The sequence below is a fragment of the Streptomyces chattanoogensis genome, from assembly GCF_001294335.1.
GTDB classification, from domain to species: domain Bacteria; phylum Actinomycetota; class Actinomycetes; order Streptomycetales; family Streptomycetaceae; genus Streptomyces; species Streptomyces chattanoogensis.
The window spans coordinates 46,295-67,313 of the sequence record NZ_LGKG01000149.1 but is presented as its reverse complement, the minus strand read 5'-3'; the positions used below and the strand labels follow the sequence as shown (position 1 = coordinate 67,313).

General features: G+C 67.6%; 13 protein-coding genes. 10 read left to right on the top strand and 3 right to left on the bottom strand.

The window, feature by feature from the left end; all coding sequences use genetic code 11:
• Positions 1–160: 160 nt before the first annotated feature.
• From ADL29_RS24970 to ADL29_RS43645, 10 genes are all read left to right on the top strand, one after another.
• Positions 161–2,287 (top strand): type IV secretory system conjugative DNA transfer family protein, encoded by a 2,127-nt coding sequence (locus tag ADL29_RS24970; protein ID WP_425424274.1) that lies wholly within the window; start codon positions 161–163, stop codon positions 2,285–2,287.
• 51 nt (positions 2,288–2,338) lie between these two features.
• The gene (locus ADL29_RS24965) at positions 2,339–3,331 is read left to right on the top strand and encodes a replication-relaxation family protein (protein WP_053925834.1); all 993 of its coding nucleotides are present in this window, start codon (positions 2,339–2,341) and stop codon (positions 3,329–3,331) included.
• Positions 3,332–3,336: 5 nt separating this feature from the next.
• Positions 3,337–4,263, top strand: coding sequence for a C40 family peptidase (locus tag ADL29_RS24960; protein ID WP_281181948.1), 927 nt, complete (start codon positions 3,337–3,339; stop codon positions 4,261–4,263).
• Complete coding sequence (locus tag ADL29_RS24955; protein ID WP_053925832.1) at positions 4,260–5,135, top strand: hypothetical protein; 876 nt, start codon at positions 4,260–4,262, stop codon at positions 5,133–5,135. Before ADL29_RS24960 ends, ADL29_RS24955 begins: the two co-directional genes overlap by 4 nt.
• Before the next feature lie 369 nt (positions 5,136–5,504).
• Positions 5,505–6,464 carry a hypothetical protein gene (locus ADL29_RS24950; RefSeq protein ID WP_053925831.1) on the top strand — a complete coding sequence of 320 codons (960 nt, stop codon included), beginning with the start codon at positions 5,505–5,507 and terminating at the stop codon, positions 6,462–6,464.
• A gap of 590 nt (positions 6,465–7,054) precedes the next feature.
• Positions 7,055–7,486, top strand: coding sequence for an SseB family protein (locus ADL29_RS24945; protein ID WP_053925830.1), 432 nt, complete (start codon positions 7,055–7,057; stop codon positions 7,484–7,486).
• Positions 7,483–8,106, top strand: a complete 624-nt coding sequence (locus tag ADL29_RS24940; RefSeq protein WP_053925829.1) for a hypothetical protein — start codon at positions 7,483–7,485, stop codon at positions 8,104–8,106. The genes ADL29_RS24945 and ADL29_RS24940 overlap by 4 nt, the downstream gene beginning before the upstream one ends.
• A gap of 62 nt (positions 8,107–8,168) precedes the next feature.
• Positions 8,169–12,965 (top strand): putative T7SS-secreted protein, encoded by a 4,797-nt coding sequence (locus ADL29_RS46100; protein WP_078971259.1) that lies wholly within the window; start codon positions 8,169–8,171, stop codon positions 12,963–12,965.
• A gap of 14 nt (positions 12,966–12,979) precedes the next feature.
• Positions 12,980–13,417: a hypothetical protein gene (locus ADL29_RS43650; RefSeq protein WP_157878570.1), complete on the top strand. Its 438-nt coding sequence runs from the start codon at positions 12,980–12,982 to the stop codon at positions 13,415–13,417.
• Between the two features lie 361 nt (positions 13,418–13,778).
• Positions 13,779–14,396 carry a hypothetical protein gene (locus ADL29_RS43645; RefSeq protein ID WP_157878569.1) on the top strand — a complete coding sequence of 206 codons (618 nt, stop codon included), beginning with the start codon at positions 13,779–13,781 and terminating at the stop codon, positions 14,394–14,396.
• 16 nt (positions 14,397–14,412) lie between these two features.
• Here the strand turns inward: ADL29_RS43645 and ADL29_RS24925 are convergent, their stop codons facing one another.
• From ADL29_RS24925 to eccCa, 3 genes are all read right to left on the bottom strand, one after another.
• Positions 14,413–14,616 carry a hypothetical protein gene (locus tag ADL29_RS24925; protein WP_157878568.1) on the bottom strand — a complete coding sequence of 68 codons (204 nt, stop codon included), beginning with the start codon at positions 14,614–14,616 and terminating at the stop codon, positions 14,413–14,415.
• Positions 14,617–15,259: 643 nt separating this feature from the next.
• Positions 15,260–16,330: a vWA domain-containing protein gene (locus tag ADL29_RS24920; protein WP_245689616.1), complete on the bottom strand. Its 1,071-nt coding sequence runs from the start codon at positions 16,328–16,330 to the stop codon at positions 15,260–15,262.
• A 697-nt stretch (positions 16,331–17,027) separates the two neighbouring features.
• Positions 17,028–21,002 carry a type VII secretion protein EccCa gene (gene eccCa / locus ADL29_RS24915; RefSeq protein WP_053925826.1) on the bottom strand — a complete coding sequence of 1,325 codons (3,975 nt, stop codon included), beginning with the start codon at positions 21,000–21,002 and terminating at the stop codon, positions 17,028–17,030.
• Positions 21,003–21,019 lie beyond the last annotated feature (17 nt).

The following is a 21,019-nucleotide window of genomic DNA, read 5'->3' as shown; positions in this document are numbered from 1 at the left end:
AAAGCATGCGCCTCTTCTTGCCCCCTGCGCTGTCCTCGCGATGACCGGTGGGGTCGTGCTGCACCGGAGATTGCACCAGTGGCGCCAGCGCCAACTGGCCGAGGGTGCTCAGTGCGTTGAGATCCTTGCTCCGCCCCACGTCGCGCCAAAAGGCGGTGAAGTGCTCTGGGCGCAGCTCTCGGGCCTGCTTCGCCCATGGTGGCGCCGCATCACCACCGGACAGCCCCACCTCGCCTTCGAATACACCTGGTCGCACACCGGACTTCGCATCCGCATGTGGGTTCCGGGCACTGTGCCGCTGGGGCTGGTGCGGCGCGCCGTCGAGGCTGCCTGGCCCGGCGCCCACACTCGCGTCACCGAGCCCACGCCCCTCCTTCCGGGCACAGATCCGGTCACGGCCGGGCGACTGCGGCCGGCCCAGCCCGACGTCCTGCCGCTGCGTACCGACCACCCCACCGACCCGCTACGCGCGCTGCTCCAGGCCGCCACAGGCATGGCCGAGGAAGAAGCCGCCTGCGTCCAGATCCTGGCCCGCCCCGCCACCGGCAGGGCACTGCGCCGCTCCCGCCGCCAAGCACGCCACCTCAAGGCCGGGCGCACCCCCGCCCGGCTGCCCGCCCTGGCCGCGCTCCTGCTCCACCGCGCCCAGCCCGCCTCCACGGGCAGGCAAGACCCCGAACACAGTGCCCTGGTTCGGCAGTCGGCTGCCAAGCTCTCCGGCCCCCAGTGGCAGTGCGCCCTCACCTACGCCGCCACATGTGCCCCCGCACAGGAGCGGGCCCAGGACGTGGCGCGCGGCCGGGCGCACGTGCTGGCCTCCGCCTTCGGCCTCTTCGCCGACCGCAACTACCTCACCCGCACCCGCCTGGCCCACCCCGAACCGCACCTGAGCGCACGGCAGCTCCCCTCCCGTACCGCGTTGCTGTCGGTGCCCGAACTCGCTGCCCTCGCCCACCTCCCCCTCGACCCGGACGCGCCGGGGCTGCGTCGGGCCGGCGCCCGCTCTGTCCTGCCGCCCCCGCAGGTTCCCGAGCCCGCGCCCGGCAACGGCGTCAAACCCCTCGGCCAGGCCGATACCGGGGCCCGCCGCGGCGTCGGTATCGCGGTCGCCGACGCCCGTCACCACCTCCATGTCATGGGCGCGACAGGCTCCGGCAAGTCCACCCTCATCGCCAACCTCGCCCTCGACGACGTACGCAACCACCGCGGCGTCATCGTCATCGACCCCAAAGGCGACCTGGTCACCGACCTCCTGGACCGCCTCCCCGACACCTGCGCCGACCGCCTCGTCCTCATCGACCCCGACGACCCCCACACGCCCCCATGCCTGAACGTGCTCGACGGCGAGGACATCGACGTCGTAGTCGACAACATCACCGGCATCTTCCGGCGCATCTTCACCGCCTTCTGGGGACCACGCACCGACGACGTCATGCGCGCCGCCTGCCTGACCCTCCTCAAACACCGCAACCGCACCGGCCAGCTGGTCACCCTCGCCGACATCCCCCGCCTGCTCGGCGAGAGTGCCTACCGGCTACGCATCATCCCCGCCCTCAAGGACCCGGTCCTGCGCGGCTTCTGGGCCTGGTACGAGTCGATGTCCGAGCCGTCCCGGGCTGCCGTGGTCGGCCCGGTCATGAACAAGCTGCGCGCGTTCCTGCTACGCGACTTCGCCCGTCGCGCGATCTCCGCCGGTCCCTCCACCTTCGACCTCGCTCAGGTCCTCGACGGCGGCATCCTTCTCGCGCGCCTCCCCAAAGGTGCCCTCGGGGAAGAGACAGCCCGCCTGCTCGGCTCCTTCATCGTCGCCGGAACCTGGCAGGCAGCCTCCGCCCGCGCCCGAGCTCCCGAACACCGGCGGATCGACGCCACCTTGAGCATCGACGAGGCCCACAACTTCCTGACCCTGCCCTACCCGCTGGAGGACATGCTCGCCGAGGCACGCGGCTACCGCCTGTCCATGCTCCTGGCCCACCAGCACCTCGCCCAGCTCCCACGCGACCTACGCGAAGGCATCTCCGCCAACGCCCGCAACAAGGTCTTCTTCAACGCCTCCCCGGAAGACTCCAACGCCCTGGAACGCCACACCCTCCCAACACTGGCCGCCCACGACCTCGCCCACCTCGGGCCCTACCAGGCCACCGCCCACCTCCTGACCAGCGGCGCAGAATCCACCGCCTTCACCTTCACCACCCGGCCCCTGCCACCCCCAGTCCCCGGCCGCGCCAAAGACCTGCGAACAGCCGCCGCCACCCGCACCAGCCCCCGCCAAGCCACCCGCCCCTGAACAACCCACAAGAACATCCAGCACATCCGCATCCACCGGAGGTGATACGTCATGCCCGCCCTACCCCGCCCCGCCTCCGGGCCCGGCTCCCGCTACACCGCCCGCGCCGCCACCACCCGCACCCGCACCCGCCCCACCAGACACACAGACGTGGCCACCCTCGCCCACCGCCTCACCACCCGCGACCTCTGGCTGGCCCGGATGCTGTACGAACACCGCGTACTCACCACGCACCAGATCGCCCGCCTCGCCTACACCTCACTCCGCTCCGCCCAACGCCGCCTGCGTACCCTCCACCGCCACGCGGTCCTCGACTCCTTCCGCCCCCTCACCCAGTCCGGTTCGGCCCCCGAGCACTACACCCTCGGCCCCGCCGGAGCCACCCTGCTCGCCGCCCACGCCGGACTCGACACCGCCGCCCTCGGCTGGCGCCCCACCCACACCGGCCGCATCGCCTACTCCCCCTCCCTCGGCCACGACCTCGGCGTCAACGAACTCCTCACCCACCTCGCCGCCCACACCCACACCAACCCCCAGGCCGGACTCACGCTCTGGCTCTCGGAACGCTCCGCCGCCCGCCGCTGGAGCGACATCATCCGCCCTGACGCCTACGCCCACTGGCACGACGGCGACCGCCTACTGCCCTTCTTCCTCGAATACGACACCGGCAGCCAGCCCCTGCCCCGCGTCGAAGCCAAACTCGCCGCCTACGCCGCCTTCACCACCGCCACCGGCAGCCGCCCCGCCCTCCTCATCCACACCCGCACCCAATCCCGCGGCCAAGCACTCCGCCACCGCCTGGCCGACACCGCACGCGAACTGGAACTGCACGTGGCGACCTCGTCCGCGGACTTCACCACCACCGAGCCCTGGGGCCCCTGGTGGGCACCACTCCAGTCCGCCGGCACCCGCACCACCCTCACCCACCTCGCCACCCGATGGCCCAACCTCAGTCCTGCCTCGGGACTCGAGCCGACCGACGCCGACACTTCCCTTACGCTCCCCGTCCCTCCACTGCCGCCCGCCCCCGACACCGCATCATGAGTTCCATGCTCGCGAAGGCAACCGCCGGCGTCGGCTGCGCGGCCCTCGCCCTTCCGCTGCTCGCAGCCCTCGCCATCGCCGCAGCAATGGGCAGCACATCCTTCGACAGCGGCGAGTCAGCCGCCCCGAGCACACACGCCCTGAACGACATCCCGCCGCACATGCTCGCCCTCTACCAGCGCGCAGCCCCTGAATGCCCCGGCCTGCCCTGGACCACCCTCGCCGCCATCGGCAAGGTCGAAACCAACCACGCCCGCCACCCCACCATGCGCTCCACCGCAGGAGCCGTCGGGCCCATGCAGTTCCTGCCAGCCACCTTCAAGGCGTACTCCCGACCCGTACCGCCAGACGGGGAGCGGCCACCCACTCCGTGGGATCCCGTCGACGCCGTGTACGCCGCGGCCAGGCTGCTGTGCGCCCACGGCGCCAGGAACGGCAAGAACCCGCAGGCCGCGATCTACGCGTACAACCACTCCCACGCCTATGTGACCCAGGTCCTCAAGATCGCGAACAGCTATGCAGCCGCCGCACCCACCCCAACCGGCTCCGCCGCCAAGGCAGTCGCCTTCGCCCGCTCCCAGCTCGGCACCCCCTACCTCTGGGGCGGCGACGGATCGTTCGAGGGTGGCTTCGACTGCTCCGGCCTCACCCAGGCCGCCTACCGCGCCGCAGGCATCTCCATCCCCCGCGTCGCACAAGCCCAGTACGACGCCGGCCCCCGCCTCCCGAAAGGCGCACGACTGGCCCCGGGCGACCTGCTGTTCTTCGGCCCAAGCCCCACCCGCATCACGCACGTCTCGCTCTACATCGCCAGCGGCAAGACGATCGATGCCCCGCACTCCGGAGCAGTCGTACGCCAGGGCCCTGCACACACCAACGCCCCGTCCTTCCAAGGAGCGACGAGACCCGCGGCACGAGGAGGGCAACGGTGAAGCACGTCGACGCCCGCGAGGCCATCAGCCTGCTGCGGTCCATGACCCGGGTCCTGTGCGCCGTCGGGATCCTGGCCCTCGTCTTCACCACGGTCAACGTCACCCGCTTCGCCACCAGCCGCAACGTCCCCCTCCCCATCGCCGTCCTCCTCGACCCCATGATCGGGACAGCGCTGGCCGGTGTCCTCTACGTCGACGCACGCCTGGCCGCCTGGGGCATCACCCCACCGGCCTGGTCCACGACCCTGCGCTGGAGCGCCGGATCCACCGCCGCGCTCATGAACACCTGGGAAAGCCTGTGGCCAGACGGACAGATCGGTTGGCCGCACCAGGCCGATCCAGCAGCTGTGCTGCTCCATCTGACCCCCGCCCTGCTCCTGATCGCCCTGACGGAGACGATCGCCGCCTACCGCCGAACCGTCACCGATCTCCTGGACCGGATCGGCTCCGCCGATCCGACCGATCCGTCCACCCCGACCACAGACCCCGCGCCCCGATCGGCCACCGACTCCATCGATCCGGACACAGCCGCTTTCCCCTGTCCGCCGCCGGCGATCGGATCCGATCCCAGCCCGGCCGGAGCCCCCGTTCCAACCACCACCGATGGGGACATCGCCACCCCCGACGTGGGCGACAGTCCGCCCGACGGCCAGCCGCCCGCCCCCGGGGCCACACCGGCCGGTTCCGGGGCGACAGACGCCGACATGTGGCCGCACGCCGTCGCCCTCGACGATGCCGTCCGCGCCGCCACCGGCAAACCGGCGAGCATCTGGCGGCTGCGCACCGATCTGAACATCGGCCCCAAACGCGCCCGCCAGATCCACGACCAGCTCCAAGCCCGCCGCTCCGCCCCACCGTCCCCGATCGGATGAACCATCCAGATCCGCCCTGCCGGGTGCCGATCGGTTCGCCGGGACCCAACGCCCCGACGCCCCGCGCCCCCACACCGATCGGGATCGGCGTACGGCCGTTCCCGTATCCGCTCCGCCGACCACCCACTCCGACCAGGCCCGATCTGGGGGCAACCCCGCGCTTGACTTCGCACCGGGTCCGAGCGTCCATGGTCGTGGCCGACGAACCGCGGGTTCCGGAAAACGTGAACTCGCTCTCGCCACGGCCACGTTCGCCCGGAGTACCGCGATGCGCACGCGCCCGGCGAACCCCTGCGGCCCGCACATGCGGACCCGCCCCCGGCCGGGGACCTCAACCACCGAATCACTCACCGGAAGCGAGGCCCCCTCATGTCCGACACCACCCCCGACAGCGCACGCACACCGCGTGCCGCCACCACACCCGAGCCGCTGACCGGGCTGACCGGCGCCAATGCCGCGATCTACACCGAACTGATCGGCCTCACCGAACCCGTCACCGTCGCCGAACTCGCCCTCGCCGCAGGCGTGGGCAACTCCACCGCCGGAAGGGCCCTGACCCTGCTGGAGAAGCACGGCGTGGCCGTACGCACCCGCGGCGGCCACGACGGCCCCCGCCGCAACCCCGACCTCTGGCACCCAGCCCCCACCGTCGAGATGACCAGCAAGGACGGGGACAGCCACGCACCCAACAGTGACCAGCCGAAACCCGGCAGCCTCGATGCCTCGACGCCGGACGACAGCGTCACGAACAACGGTGACACCTCGGCTGACGAGCCCGACGTCGCAGACCCCGCCGTTGCCTCGGCACCGGATAGCGACTACACAGACAAGGAGGGCACTCTGTCCGACGAATCCGACCCCAACACCCCCGAACTCCCCAGCGCCCCTGACACTGCCAGCACAGACCCCGCCACCGGACCGGAGACTCAGGAGACTGAGCCGGGCCAGGACGTACAGCCACAGGCCACCGAGCGCAGCGAGAAGGACGACAGCAGCGAAGACGGCCCGCAGAGCGAGGGCGACAACATCGCCTGCGCGCCGCAGACAAGCACCGCGCCACGTTCGACACTGACGGAAGCGATCATCCTGCCCGGCGAAAAGCGGCGGCTCGCGCCGGGAGCGCTGCGGCAAATGGTCATCGACCACCTCGAGGCGCACCCCGACGAAGCATTCACCGCCACCAAGATCAGCCGCGTCATCGAAAAGTCCTCGGGCGCTATCGCGAACGCGCTCGACAAGCTGGTCGGCTCGGGGATCGCCGAACAGGTGAGTCACCAGCCGCGGATGTTCCAGCTGTCCGGCTCCGCCCCGACGGACGACACCCAGTAGTCCGCCACCACTACCAGACCGGGCGCACCCCGCACGCCATGCGGGGTGCGCCCGCATCCTTCCTGCCCCGAGGCGAACATTTGGAGGGCACGAAGAGCTCCGTCCACGCCCCACAGCAGTGAGTCGACGTTCGAGAACAGCCCGGCGTGGACGGCTCTCTGGTCCCTCACAAACGGACCAACCTCTGGCGATCCATTCCCCTGCCAGCCCACCGGGTGTGCAGGGAGCTTGGCCATCACCCGGCTGCGGGTGGCGCCTGGGATGTACTCACGGCACCTGTGCGTCGAGGCCCGTGGGATGACTCCGTCACGAGCGTTGACGAGGGCGAGCTTCTGGCACTCGAGCCCCAAGCGGCCAGGTCGCCAGCATGCAGATCCCGGTGGCCGACAAGCGCACCGCTTCAGCCGCTGCTGACCGCGCAAAGTCCAGGGTGTTCCTTGGTTGCCGGCCCGCCACTTCCGTGAACAGCCCACCTTATTTGAATATAAAACAGCATCCGGGTCGGTTTTACTGCTGGCGTGTTCGCCTCGTAGTGTCAGTGCCATGTGTCATGGTGGTGTCAATGATGGAGAGGGACCGGGGGGTTCACCATGTCCTTGACCGATGAAATAGCAGCAGCTTACGAGGGGGAGCTCGATCCGGCCGCCTTGGTGGGCGAATTCCGACGCACCTCGGTTTTCGTCCCGGTGGTGAATGATTCTCTCATGTCGGCCGAGATGTCCGGAATCCGCTGGCTGTACGCCTTCACCGACGAAGAGGCGATGAATCACTTTGCGACGGCCCGCGGCGCCGCTCCCGATGCCGAGCTGGAGTACGTAAGCGCCGTCGGCGCACGTCTCCTGGACGCCGTCATCCCCGCCATCGAGGGCCCCGCGGGCGTGGCGGTCAACGTGGCCAGCGAGCAGCCGATACTGTTTCCGCCGGTCAGCGGCATCGTCCCGGACTCCGCTGCGATCGATCTCACCGAGCCGGGGCCCGCCAACGACCTGCCCACCCCGTCCGTGCCGGGAGGTGCCGCGTGACATCCGCCGATGGTTACGAGCTCGACCCGGACGCCCTGAAGCAGGTCACCAAAGGCATCCACGACTCTATTGCAGAGCTGAAGGAACTCGGCTTCGACAGCAGCGCCCAACTCGGCCAGGGATTCGACAAGTTGGCGCTCTCCGGAATGGAGGCCGGGCACCCCGGTCTGAGTTCCGTATTCGAGTCGTTCTGTGAGCGCTGGGGCTGGGGCGTTCGTGTGATCATTCATGAGGCCGATGAATTGGCGCGCCGCCTCGATTTGACGGCCGGTCTTTATCACGAGCAGGAGCAGTACGTTTCGACGACGCTGAAGGTCGGGACGAATGCCGTGCTGATGGGTGACCCGACGATGACGGCGGAGCAGCTGCAGCACAAGTCGTGGAATCAGGTCGGCGCGGACAATGCGTTCACCCAGTTCGATGACGCGGACTGGGATCCCGGGTCGGCCAGGTCCCGCAAGGCGTTTGATGAAGTCGGGCAGGCGTGGGATCAGACGGTGGAGGACGTCTCGACGTCCAAGTTTGCAGGTGATGTGGACCACAACTGGGCCTTGCGACCGCTGAAACAGGCCCGTGACCTCCAGGACCAGGCCAACGACCACGGCCACCACGGTTCATAAGACACCACTGCACGCCACCACCGCACATCCACTGATACACAGCATCATGGGGGTAAGAACTGATGGGCTTCGGCGACTTCCTTGGGGATGTCAAGGACGGCATCAATTCCGCAGCCGACAAGGTCGGCGAGGCGGTCGACGACGCAAAGCAGGCAGTCGGCGAGGGCATCAACTACGCGGCCGACAAGACCGCCGACGGACTCGAATACCTCGGCGCGGACGGCGCGGCCGACGCCGTCCGCTCGGCCGGCGAGGACGCCGCCGACGCACTGGGCGCGCAGGTCGACGAGCGCCAGCTGGGCGAGAGCGACGATCCCAAGGAACTGATCCACGGGGACGTCGCCAAGATCAACGAATCCGCCGCGCATCTGAAGGACTTCGCCGCGGCCTTCGAACGCGTCGGTCAGGGTATCCGCAAGCTGGATGCCGGGTCCTGGAAGGGCAAGGCCGCCGAAAGCTTCCACGAGCACTTCGATGCGCACCCCAAACAGTGGATGCGTACCGCGGACGCCTGCGAGGCCGCGTGGAAGGCCCTCGATGCGTACGCCGACACCGTCTCCTGGGCCCAGAAGAAGGCCCAGACAGCCATCGACAAATGGCAGGAAGCCCAGGAGAAGAGCCGGACGGCACGCGAGTCGTACCGTCGGCAGGTCGAGTCGTACAAGGAGAAGGCAGAGGCATACATCGCTGCTGTGAAGAGCGGATCCGACCACCCGGGCTCCCCGGCTCAACAGCCCGGCGATTTCAAGGATCCCGGTGATGCGGTCCGCGAGGAGGCCCGGGAAATCCTCAAGACCGCGCGCCACCAGCGCAACGAGGCTGCGGAGAAGGCGCAGCATGCCCTCAAGGGCGCGTTGGACCACGCCCCGAAGGAGCCTTCATTCCTGAGGAAGTCGGCGTGGGACGTCGCTGATGGTGTCGTGGAGGGCGGCCTCACCTTGATGCACGTCGTCGGCGGCGCAGGCAAGGCTGTGGTCCAAACGGTCAATCTGGCCCGCACCTTGAACCCGGCGGAGCCGTACAACATCGCCCACCCCAACCTGTACCTGGCCAACGTCGCCAAGACCGCGCTCGGCCTGACCAGTGCCTCGGCCCACCCCGGTCGCATGCTCAAGGGCATGCTCGGCGAAGGCTGGGGCAGCGACCCGGGCGACGCGACCGGGGCCCTCATCGCCAACCTCGTCGGCGGCAAGGGCGCCGGAGCCGCCGCCAAGGGGCTCCTGAAGGCGGGGGCGAAGGATGCTGCCAAGGGTGCCGCGCGGGAAGCCGTCAAGGAAGGCGGCAAGCGCACCATCAGGGACCGACTCCGCCAATTCTGGTCCAGGGAATGCGAGAGCGACCCCATCGATATGGCCACTGGCCGGATGATCCTGCCTCAGACCGACGTCACTCTCCCTGGCAGCCTCCCCCTCGCCTTCAGCCGCACCTTCGAGTCGTCCTACCGCACCGGCCGCTGGTTCGGCCCGACGTGGATGAGCACTGTGGACCAGCGCCTGGAGATCGACTCCGAGGGCGTCATCCTCATCGGAGAAGAAGGCGATTTCCACCTCTACCCCCACCCGGCCGTCGGCGTCCCCACCCTCCCCGTCGAGGGTGACGGCCACCCTCTCGAGCGCACCCCGGACGGCGACTACGTCCTGACCGACCCGGTCACCGGCACCCGCCGCTACTTCACCACCTACACCGAAGACCTCGCCGTCCTCGACGAGATCTCCGACCGCCTCGGCAACCACCACACCTTCGACTACACCGAAGACGGCACCCCTACCGCGATCACCCACAGCGCCGGCTATCGCCTCCTGCTCACCAGCGACAGCGGTCGCATCACCGCCCTCCACCTTGCGGGAGCTGCCTCCGACGGCGGCGACCAGCTGCTGATGACGTACGGCTACGACGACGCCGGAAATCTCGTCACCACCACCAACTCCTCCGGCCTCCCGCTCCGCTTCACTTACGACGAGCACGGCCGCATCACGTCCTGGACCGACACCAATGGCAGCAGCTACAGCTACAACTACGACGACCAGGACCGCTGCATCTCACAGGGCGGCATCGCAGGCCACCTCCGGGCTCACTATGCCTGGGGTGAGCCGGACCCGGTGACGGGTCTGCGCACGAACCTGTTCCACAATTCCGAGGGCAGAGTCACTCGCTATGAGGTGAACGACTACCACCAGGTCATATCGGAAACCAACCCCACTGGCGCCACCAGCCGCACCGTTCGCGACACCAAGCACCGCATCCTGTCCACCACCGACCCTTTGGGCCGTACGACCCACTTCACGTACGACGACCAGGGCCGCCCCACCGCCGTCACCCGCCCTGACGGCGCCACCTCCACTACTACCTACGATGCCGCCGGCCATCCAGCGAGCGTCACCGGCCCGGACGGAACCACCTGGACCCACACCTACGACATCAACGGCAACCGCACCTCCACGACCGACCCCACGGGCGCCACCACCACCTACACCCACGACACCCGAGGCCACCTCGCCTCCATCACCGACACCCTCGGCAACACCACCCACATCTACTGCAACGAAGCCGGCCTCCCCCTCACCGTCACCGACCCCCTCGGCGCCACCACCCACTACCGCCGCGACACCTTCGGTCGCGTCACCTCGGTTACAGACCCTTTGGGCGAGACCACTCACATGCTCTGGACTGTCGAAGGAAGGCTCGCCGCACAGATAGATCCCACTGGCGCCACCGAGCACTGGACCTACGACGGGGAAGGCAACTGCACCACCCACACCGACGCTCTCAGCCAGACCACCCACTTCGAATATGGCCACTTCGACCTGCTCACGGCCCGCAACGACCCCGATGGGGTCCGCCACGAGTTCACCCACGACACCGAGCTACGCCTCACCCAGGTCACCAACCCTCAGGGAATGACCTGGAACTACATCTACGACGCCGCTGGCCGTCTGATATCCGAAATCGACTTTGACGACCGCGTCATCACCTACACCCACGACCCTGCCGGCCAACTCATCACCCGTTCCAACGCCCTGGGAGAAGTAACGACCTACTCCCGAGACATTCTGGGCCGCATCACAGCCAAGGACGCCGAAGGCGTCGCCACCACCTACACCCACTCCCTGTCTGGCGAGCTTCTCGAAGCCGCTAACCCCGACGCCACCGTCACCTACACCCGCGACATCCTGGGCCGCGTCACCGCTGAAACGGTCAACGACCGCACTATGACGTTTACTTATGACGCGTTGGGTCGCCGCACCTCCCGCACCACTCCAACCGGCCACACCACTACCTACACCTACGACGCCGCCAACAACCGCACTGCCCTTAATGCCTCCGGCCACGTCCTCACCTTCGATTACGACGCCGCAGGACAAGAACTCAGCCGCACCGTCGGCGAATGCCTCACCCTCACCCACACCTGGGACCCGGCAGGCCGCCTTACAGTCCAGTCCCTGACAACGGCTCCAACCGCACAATCCCTCACCGCAGCCGTCACAGGCCAAGCGCCCGCCGTCACCACTGAACCGCAACGGCTCATCCACCGCTCGTATACCTACCGCTCCGATGGCAAGCTCACCGGCGTTGACGATTCCCGCACCGGCCGCCGCGCCTTCGATCTCGATCGCGCTGGCCGTATCACCGCCGTCCGTGCCACCGATTGGACCGAGACATACGTCTACGACGAAGCGGGCAACCAAACCCACGCTGCCTGGCCCGACCACCACGCCAATCCCTCAGCCCGAGGCGACCGCACCTATCAAGGCACCCGCATCACCCGTGCTGGCACCATCCGCTATGAACACGACGACCTCGGCCGTGTAACTCTCCGCCAAAAGGTGCGCCTCTCCCACAAACCGGACACCTGGCTCTACACCTGGAATACCGAGGACCGCCTCGCTTCCGTAATCACTCCTGACGGCACTACCTGGCGCTATCTTTACGATCCGCTCGGTCGTCGAATAGCTAAACAGCGCCTCAAATCCAACGCATCGGAAATCGCAGAGGAAGTAATATTCACGTGGGATGGAACAACTCTCACTGAACAAACAACCAAAACCGGCGATTCGGCCCCGCATATCGCTCTAACATGGGATTACCAGGGCCTAGTGCCTCTCGTTCAATTGGAACGCAAGATTGCACATTTGACAGACATTCCGCAGCAGGTTATTGATCAGAGATTCTTCGGAATCGTCACGGACCTGATAGGCAGGCCGACCGAGCTTGTGTCCGGCGATGGTGATATCGCTTGGCGAGCTACGTCAACACTGTGGGGCGCCACCACTTGGAGCGGCAGCGCCACCGCGTATACGCCGTTGCGATTCCCAGGACAATATTTCGATCCGGAGACTCAGCTCCACGACAACTATCATCGCCTCTACTCCCCTGAGACAGCTCGATATCTATCGGCTGATCCTTTGGGGCTTTCCCCTTCGTCCAACCCTAAAGCCTACGTAGGAAATGTTCATGTAGAGTGCGACCCCCTCGGGCTTATGGGGTGCAAGAAGGGAAAGGGGGAGAGTGATGCTGAAGGCGCACAGAAGAAATCGAAGGAAGAGTTCCGTCACTTCGATAGTTTCGATGAGGCAAGGGCTGACGCCAGAGCGCGTGCAGGGCTGGGAGATGATGCGATTCCATTCCGTCAGGAGATCGGCCCTGAGCGCGGTAACTACTCCGGCATGATGAGCCCTGACGGGTCGCGAGGATGGCGCATTGACTTCGATTCTAAAGATCCGAAAAAGGGATTCCATGTAAACTGGTGGGCGAAGGAAGGGCTCAAGAGGAGTGATTCTTGGCGTTACGGAGCCAATGTGATCAGGGGTGGAGATCTTCAGGCTTACCGAGACATATTCAGACACTTCCCTCACGGATGATTGAAGGTGAACCCATGTCTTACACGGAACATCAGCACGTTAAAGATTGGCTGATCCGGCACGAACATGAAATTCTCGACGTTACATACTCAAAGGTCTTGGATGAGTACCTGAACTCACTACCGTGGAATCCGGGTGGAGTGCAGTGGGAGGATATTTCTCACGTTTCCATCGAGATTTCGGAAGATCCGGATGTCAACTTCCTGGGCAGGTGTCGAGATACCGCAGCGGGAGCCCATGAATTCACGATGATCATGTACAACGGGTCTGAGAATTCCATTCTCTGTCGTTCGGAGGAGGCCTTTCTGAATATCGACCTTCTATATTTCCGCGCGCCTGGTCCTAGATATTTCTGCGGAGTCGACAAGATCGATGGAACGATTGTTCTGCACCCTCAAGACTTCGCCGAATATGATATTTCTGGACTCACATTCCGGGTTCATGACAAGTGAACAGAGAAGGTCTCTGAAATGAACGACTTCATTACTCGGTCAATGCAAAGCCAGCTTCCCGGAAATTGTACGCGCCATTCCGAAACCGCTAACACTGGATCCTCGGAATGTAGAAAAATGAATGAGGATTTCCATGAGCGCACCGCAGCACCCGCATAACGGCTTCGGCAGTGGGGCGGGGTACGGCACACCGGCAGGTGCGCCGCAGGGGCCCGGTGGGCAAGTGCCGTCGGGGCCGTACGGGCAACCAGGGCCCTACGAGCCACCGGCGCAAGGGCCCTATGGGGTGCCGCAGCAGGGGGTGTATGGATATGGCGGGCCTGGGATGGTGACGCCTCCACCGAAGCGTAGTGCCGGGAAGGTGTGGGGGATTATCGGCGCGATTGTTGGCGTGTTGGTGATCGGGAGGGTGGCCTCGGCCGCGATTTCTGCAGGTGGCGGCGGTGGGGGCGCGGGCAAGCCTTCTGCGGGACCGAAGTACAAGATTACGGTGCCGAAGTCGCTTGTTGGTGGGGAGTACACGCTTGCCGAGAACATATCTCAGCAGGCGGATTCTCAGGTGCCACATGACGGGGCAAATTCCCATGGCGTGCGTACGGTGGGTGGCCAGTACACCGCGGGCACTAAGACGCTGGTGATGATAGGGATGTACGGCACCATCGATGACGCCGACACGAGCGTTGACCACATGATTGAGGGAATGACGAATGCCCCGGGCGCCGAAGTCGGCGTTCCTGAGAAGAAGTTCACGCCCAGTGGGGGCGGGAAGCCCCTCACCTGCGGGGTTGACATGAAGAACCAGGCGGGGCAGAAGGTGACCTTCCCGTTCTGTGTCTGGGGGACGTCCAGTACGACCGCCAATGTCGCTCTGGTCGACGCCGCCGACCCGGCCAAGGATCCGAAGTCGATCGATCTTCAGGCGCTTGCCGACACGGCGAGCAAGATTCGGGACGAAGTGCAAGTGCCGGTCAGCGGCTGAGCTTCCAAGGGAGTGCTTACCGCGCACCGAAGTGGGCGGTGGCCAGGACGCTGCCGTCGATCGCGGTCAGGAGGGTGCTGGGGGCGCGGGTGCCCCAGGAACCGTATCCGTTGTGGACGTGGAAGGTGCCGAGTCGGACGGTCGTACCGTCGATGCGCTCGAGCACGCAGGTGACCTTCCCGCTGTACCGCGCCCCGGCGTCGCCGAGATCGGCGTACATGAACACCCCGCGGCCGGTGAGTCCGCCGCCCCAGGAGGGACGTAGATCTCACCGGCCGACTCCGTATACCCCGTACCGGCTCCGGTCAGCTGCGCCTGAACTATTGCCAGCCCGACGTGGACGGGCCGTGTGTGGGGCCCGCCGTCACGTTTTCGATGGCCGTGCCACCAGCCATCCGGCGAACCGAAGCCGAGCGCGCCAGCGGCAGCTGCGATCCGCAGCCGTACGCCGTTGCGAAATCCCTCGCGCCGGAACCCGACGCCGCGCGCGGTCACGCGTCCGTCGCGCGCCGCCTCGGCCCGGCACAGCCGGTGAGACACCGGGGGATTTCGAATCCGGCTGGCGGTTCGCGGCCGGGCAGCCCGTCGCCGGCGAGGGCAAGCTGCTCGATGTACCTCCCGGCACTCCGCGCAGCGGTCCAGATGGGTGGCCGCCACGTTCGTCGGATCGGGGGCCGCGTCGGTCTGGCTGTTGGGCCGGTGCACAACAAGGCGCTGCCTCGCATCGCCGTAGCCCTCTGAGATGCCTGTTTCCCGGTTCGTCACCGGGCAACAGGTCCTGCTGCGATGACTGGTCGCGTATGCCGTGCGCGCATCCCGCGGCCCATGGCGGGCCGTTTCGGCCGATGCCGGGCGGCGGGCCGTCAGGGATTGGTGGCGGTCAGGGCGGCGGTGGCGGCTTTGCTAATGGCAGTGATGGCCTGGGCCGGGTCGGTCAGTTCCAGCACGGTGGTGTTGGGGAGGGGTTGGGGGTCTGGGGCGAAGGCAAGCCACAGCACCGCGCAACCTGCCTTCCGTAGCGCGGCGATGCGTGTTTCGGCGCGCTTGGCTTCGTCGGGGTGGTAGTAGCCGTCGGAGGCGATGACGAGGAGGCGGCCTGCGCCGGGGCGGTCGAGGTTGAGGCCGGCTGTGAGGGCGTCGGTGGCTTCGGCGAGGCTGTGGCCCATTCCCTTGGCGTTGAATTGTGTGACGCGGGTGGGGGTGCGTCCGGGGGCGGTGATGGCGGTGACGGATCGGTCGTAGGCGACGGTGGCGGTGAGGGAGTCGGGGTCGGTCAGGGCGGTGGCCTTGGCGAGGATCCAGGCGGCCGAGGCAATGGGGACGGTGGCGGCATGCATGGAACCGGAAACGTCGACGGCGATCCCGACCCGCAGGGGTGGGGTGGGGCTGGGGCGGTTGATGGTGCGGGTCCAGGGTGTTGCGGTGGGGGTGGCGCCTGCGGCGCGTTGGGCGTCGCGGGCCAGGGCCTGGCGCATGTTGAGGCGGCCGGGTGGGGCGGCGGAGGCGATGTGGGTGGTGGCGCGTTCGCGGTAGGCGGCGGCCCGCAGGGCCCGCGCCAGCCGTCCGGCGGCGGCCTTTTCGCCTGCCTGTGGTGGCCGGGTGCCGGTCACCGGCGAGCGGTGGCCTCGGCCCCTGGGGGATTCCCCCGGGGTGAAGAGGCGCCCATCGGAGGAGAACACCTTCTCAGCGGTCTTCGCCGCCTGCCGTGCCTGGGCGGCCTGGGCCGTCTTGGCCTGTGCGCGGGTAGCTCGAGCTGCGGCGACCTTTGCCTCGGCTTGGGCCTGGGCGGCCTCGTTCGCCTGGACTTGGCTGGTGACCTTGCCGATGGCTTCGGCCAGTTCGCCCTTGCGGCCGCTGGAGGGGTCCGGAGCCGGTGGGGGTGAGGCAGCGTCGGCGCCGAGCGTCTCGCACCAGGCACGGGCGTGATCCATCATCGCGGCGGCGTCCTCGTCGCCGGTGGCTCGCCCAGCAGGTCACCTCAGCTTGATGAGAGCTGGCGCACTTGGGACTGGACCCAGGCGCACCGGCAGCGTCACCCCTGGTAGGCGGTAATACTGCCGGTGCACGCTTTGTCAGAGCTGCGCGCGGTCACCGATGTACCTGGTCATCTCGCAAGCCATCCTCGAGATATCCGCGAATTTGACACACAGTTTGGTATCGGTCCCGGTGTCGAACGCTCACCACGTGTGGCTGAGCGTGTCTCCGACCCGGCGCGCCTGGGCGGCGCTGAAGCGCCGTCCGTTGATGAAGAGGATGACCTTCCGGTGCTTCGTACCTCGGGAGGGATTGGTCCAGATCGCCGTCACAGAATTCAAGTGATTACGGCCATCAAGGCGGATGCACACCTGAGGCCCTGTGAAATCGTGAGTACAGGAACTGGTGTCAGCCGCTGCCGGGACTGCGGTCGCAATAAGGAGGAGCGCCGAAGCCATCAAGACTGGAACAACGCGCTTCAAAACCGGAACAACTGGCGAGATCCTCATGCTTGGTCAACGTGTCGGCCGAGCCAAGGAATTGCTTCCATCCGCCCGAATCACCCAACTGGCCCAGGTCGAATCTGCTATGCAATTCGAATGGCGGTTCCACAACCCAGGGCATGCCGAGATCTCTACCGAAACCGGGGTGGTTCACTCACTCGTGCCCCATCTCCGTGAGCCCCGTCTGCACCAGCGGATTACCCCGTCGGCGCGAGACGAAGACGCCCCGCCCCGGCGGCATCGGCCGAGGCCGGACGTTCCCGAGGATGTCGCCCTCCTCCGGGTCGCCGGAGAGCACCACGCCCTGCGCGCCCAGCTCCTTGATCCGCTGTATGAAGGGCTCGTACGAGGAACGGCTCGCGCCCGCCGTGTTGCGGGCGACGATGAAGCGGATGCCCACATCCCGGGCGAAGGGCAGGAGTTCGGTGAGCGGAGCGAGGGGGTTGCCGGCCGACGTGGAGACGAGGTCGTAGTCGTCGACGATCACGTACACCTTCGGCCCCTGCCACCAGCTGCGTTCCCGCAACTCCTGCGCGGTGATGTCCGGTGAGGGTGTGCGGCGCTTGATCAGGCCTGCGAGTGCCTCCACATGGTGGTCCATGGCGTTGGACATCGGGACGTACTCCGCCAGGTGGGAGGGCGGGGCCGCGTCGAGCAGGGACCTGCGGTTGTCGATCACGAACATCTTGCAGCTGTCGCCGTCGTAGCGGTCGGCCAGCTGCTTGATGAGCAGGCGCAGCAGGTTGGACTTGCCGGACTCGCTCTCGCCGAAGACGAGGAAGAACGGGTCCTGTTCGAAGTTGAGGAAGACCGGCTCCAGGTTGGTTTCGTCGAGGGCGAAGGCAAGTCCCTGTTCCGGTGCCGCATGCCCGGCCGGGAGCTGGGCGAGCGGCAGTTCGCGGGGCAGCAGGCGGACGGCCGGAGCTCCGGGAGCGGGCCAGTGCCGGGCGACTTCCTTGGTCATGGCGGCGGTGGCGTCGGACAGGTTGGTGTCGGAGTGGATGCCGTCGATGCGCGGGACCGCGGCCATGAAGTGCAGTCCGTCGGGGGTGATGCCCCGGCCGGGGACGCCTGGTGGCACGTTGGCTGCGGCCTTGCGGTCCAGTTCGGAGTCCATGGTGTCGCCGAGCCGCAGCTCCAGGCGGTTCATGAGCAGGTCCTTGAGGTTGGCCCGGACCTCCATGGCGCGCGAGGCGGTGAGCACCAGGTGGATGCCGTAGCCGAGGCCGCGCGCGGCGATGTCGAGGACCGCGGACTCCAGGGCCTCGTACTCCGTACGGAAGTTGCCCCAGCCGTCGATCAGCAGGAAGACGTCGCCCCATGGCTGGTCGGTCACTGAGATCTCGCCGCGGGCGCGCATGCGGCGGAAGGTCGCGATGGAGTCGATGCCCGCGCTGCGGAAGTACTCCTCCCGGCGGGTGAGGACGCCGTAGACCTCGGCGACGGTGCGGCGCACCCGCTCGGGGTCGAGGCGTGAGGCGACGCCGCCGACGTGCGGCAGTCCGGAGAGGGAGGCCATGCCGCCACCGCCGAAGTCCAGCCCGTAGAACTGGACTTCCTGCGGTGTGTGGGTGAGCGCGAAGGAGGAGGCGATGGCGCGAAGCAGCGTCGACTTGCCGGACTGCGGGCCGCCGATGATCTGCATATGACCGGCGGCGCCGGAGAAGTCCCGGTAGAGGGTGTCGCGGCGCTGTTCGTAGGGCTTGTCGACGACGCCGAGGGGGACGACGAGCCGGCCCGCGCCCTCGTAGCCGGGCTGGGTCAGGCCGCGGTTCTGCACGCCTGCGAGGCCGGGTAGCAGGTGGTCCAGCGGGGGCGGGTTGTCGAGCGGCGGCAGCCACACCTGATGTGCGGCCGGGCCCTGGCCCTCCAGCTGGCGTACGACGACGTCGAGCACCGTGTCTGCGAGGGCGTCGTCTTCCGCCCGGGACCGTGGGTCCGGTACGACGGTCCGCGGGTCGGGTTGTCTGTAGTGCACTGGTACGGGGGCGGCGGTGAACGGGACGGTGCGGCGGTCTACCGGCAGCTGCCCGTCGGCCATTACGGGGCGGTCCGAGGTCGGTCGGTGCGCTCCGGAGACGTAGGCGGCCTTGAAGCGGTCCATCTCGTCGGTGCCGTACTTCAGGTAGCCCGAGCCGGGGACGTTCGGCAGGTGGTAGGCGTCCGGGACGCCGAGCGCCGCCCGCGACTCCGCCTCGGAGAACGTGCGCAGGCCGATGCGGTACGAGAGGTAGGTCTCCAGGCCGCGCAGCCGTCCTTCTTCGAGGCGTTGCGAGGCGAGGAGGAGATGGACGCCCAGGGAGCGGCCGATGCGGCCGATCTGCACGAACATCTCGATGAAATCGGGCTTGGCGGTGAGGAGTTCGCTGAACTCGTCGATGACCAGGACCAGGGACGGGATGGGGTCCAGGGCGGCGCCGGCGGCGCGGGCCTTCTCGTAGTCGTGGATGTTGGCGAAGTTGCCCGCCTGGCGCAGCAGCTCCTGGCGGCGGTTGAGCTCGCCGCGGATGGAGTCTCCCATGCGGTCCACCAGGGTCAGGTCGTCGGCGAGGTTGGTGATCACCGCGGCCACGTGCGGCAGGTCCGCCATGCCGGCGAAGGTGGCGCCGCCCTTGAAGTCGGCGAGGACGAAGTTGAGCGTCTCCGAGGAGTGGGTCACCGCGAGTCCGAGGACGAGGGTGCGCAGGAGCTCGGACTTGCCGGAGCCGGTGGCGCCCACGCAGAGGCCGTGTGGGCCCATCCCCTCCTGGGCGGCCTCCTTCAGGTCGAGCATCACCGGGGTGCCGTCCTCGCCGACGCCGATGGGGACGCGCAGCCGCTCCGTACGGGAGCGGGGCCGCCAGGTCCGGGCGACGTCCACGGATTCGGCATCCCCCAGGTTCAGCAGCTCGGTGAACTCGAGGTTGGCCAGGAGCGGCTCGTCCGAGTCGCCGCCCGAGGCCATGTAGAGCGGGGCGAGCTGAAGGGCCAGTGCCTCCGCCGCCTCATGGCTGAGGCGGTCCGGCGTGCCCTCGTACACGAGCCCCTGCCCGGACTCCAGGCGCAGGGTCCCGGGGTGCACATCGACCGAGAGGTCACCGAGCGCGCCGGTGATCCTGCCCGGTACGAGCTCGACGACGGTGACGCCCTGCATGCCTTCGGCCGCGGCGAGCGCGGACATCGGGGACAGAGCCGCCCCGTCGAGTACGACGATGATGTGCGGCTGCTCCAGGAGCGGCTGGCCGCCGGGCTGGAAGCGGGGGCGGCCTTCGAACCGTTCCTGGAGCAGTTCTTCGAGGTCCGCCGCGCTGGTGGTGATGAGCCGGTTGCTGCCGGCGCCGTCGGTGCTCTCGCCCTTGGCGTGCGGCAGCCACTTGGCCCACTCCCACTGGGGCGCGGTGTCCGGGGCGGCGGCGATGCCGACGACCAGGTCGTCGGGCGAGTGCAGGGAAACCAGCGAGGCGACGAGGGCGCGTGCCGAGGCCCGGACGGACTCCTCCTCGCCGCTGACGGTCACGTGGTAGAAGGCGCGCAGCGAGACCGCCAGGGGCAGGCCGTCCAGGGCATCGTGTGCGGTGAGGAACTTCGACATGGCGCTCGCGGTGAGGGGTTCGAGCTCGTCGACGGGCGCGGTCTCCGGCGCGATCAGCGGGGTGGCGAGCTGCTGGCTGCCCAGGCCGATCCGTACCTGGGCGAAGTCGTCGTCGCTGACGCGGCGTTCCCAAGTGCGGCTGCCCTCGGCGACGAGGGCCCAGAGCTGCTCCGGGGCGGGGTGCAGATAGAACTGGGCGTCGCGCTGTAGGCGCGCTGTTTTGGCGACCGAACGCCTTGTTTTCGCCAGGTACTTCAGGTAGTCGCGCCGCATATCGGCGAGCTGTCCCTGAGTGCCGCGCCGATAGCGAACGAGCATCGCAATGCCCATGCCGACCGTTGACGCGACCATGACCATGCCCATGATCCGCATGACGGGGTTCGGGGTCATGAAGAAGAAGACGACGGAACCGCCCATGCCGAGCATCGGGAGCAGCTGCATGAGCGCACCCTCTTGCTGTCCTCGCGGCAGCTCGGGCGGAGGCTGCAACTGGACCGGCTCGGCAGGCACTTCCGTCGGCAGAGCCCGCGGCGGCCGCTTGACCACGATCTGACTCAAAGCTGCACCCCTCCCCT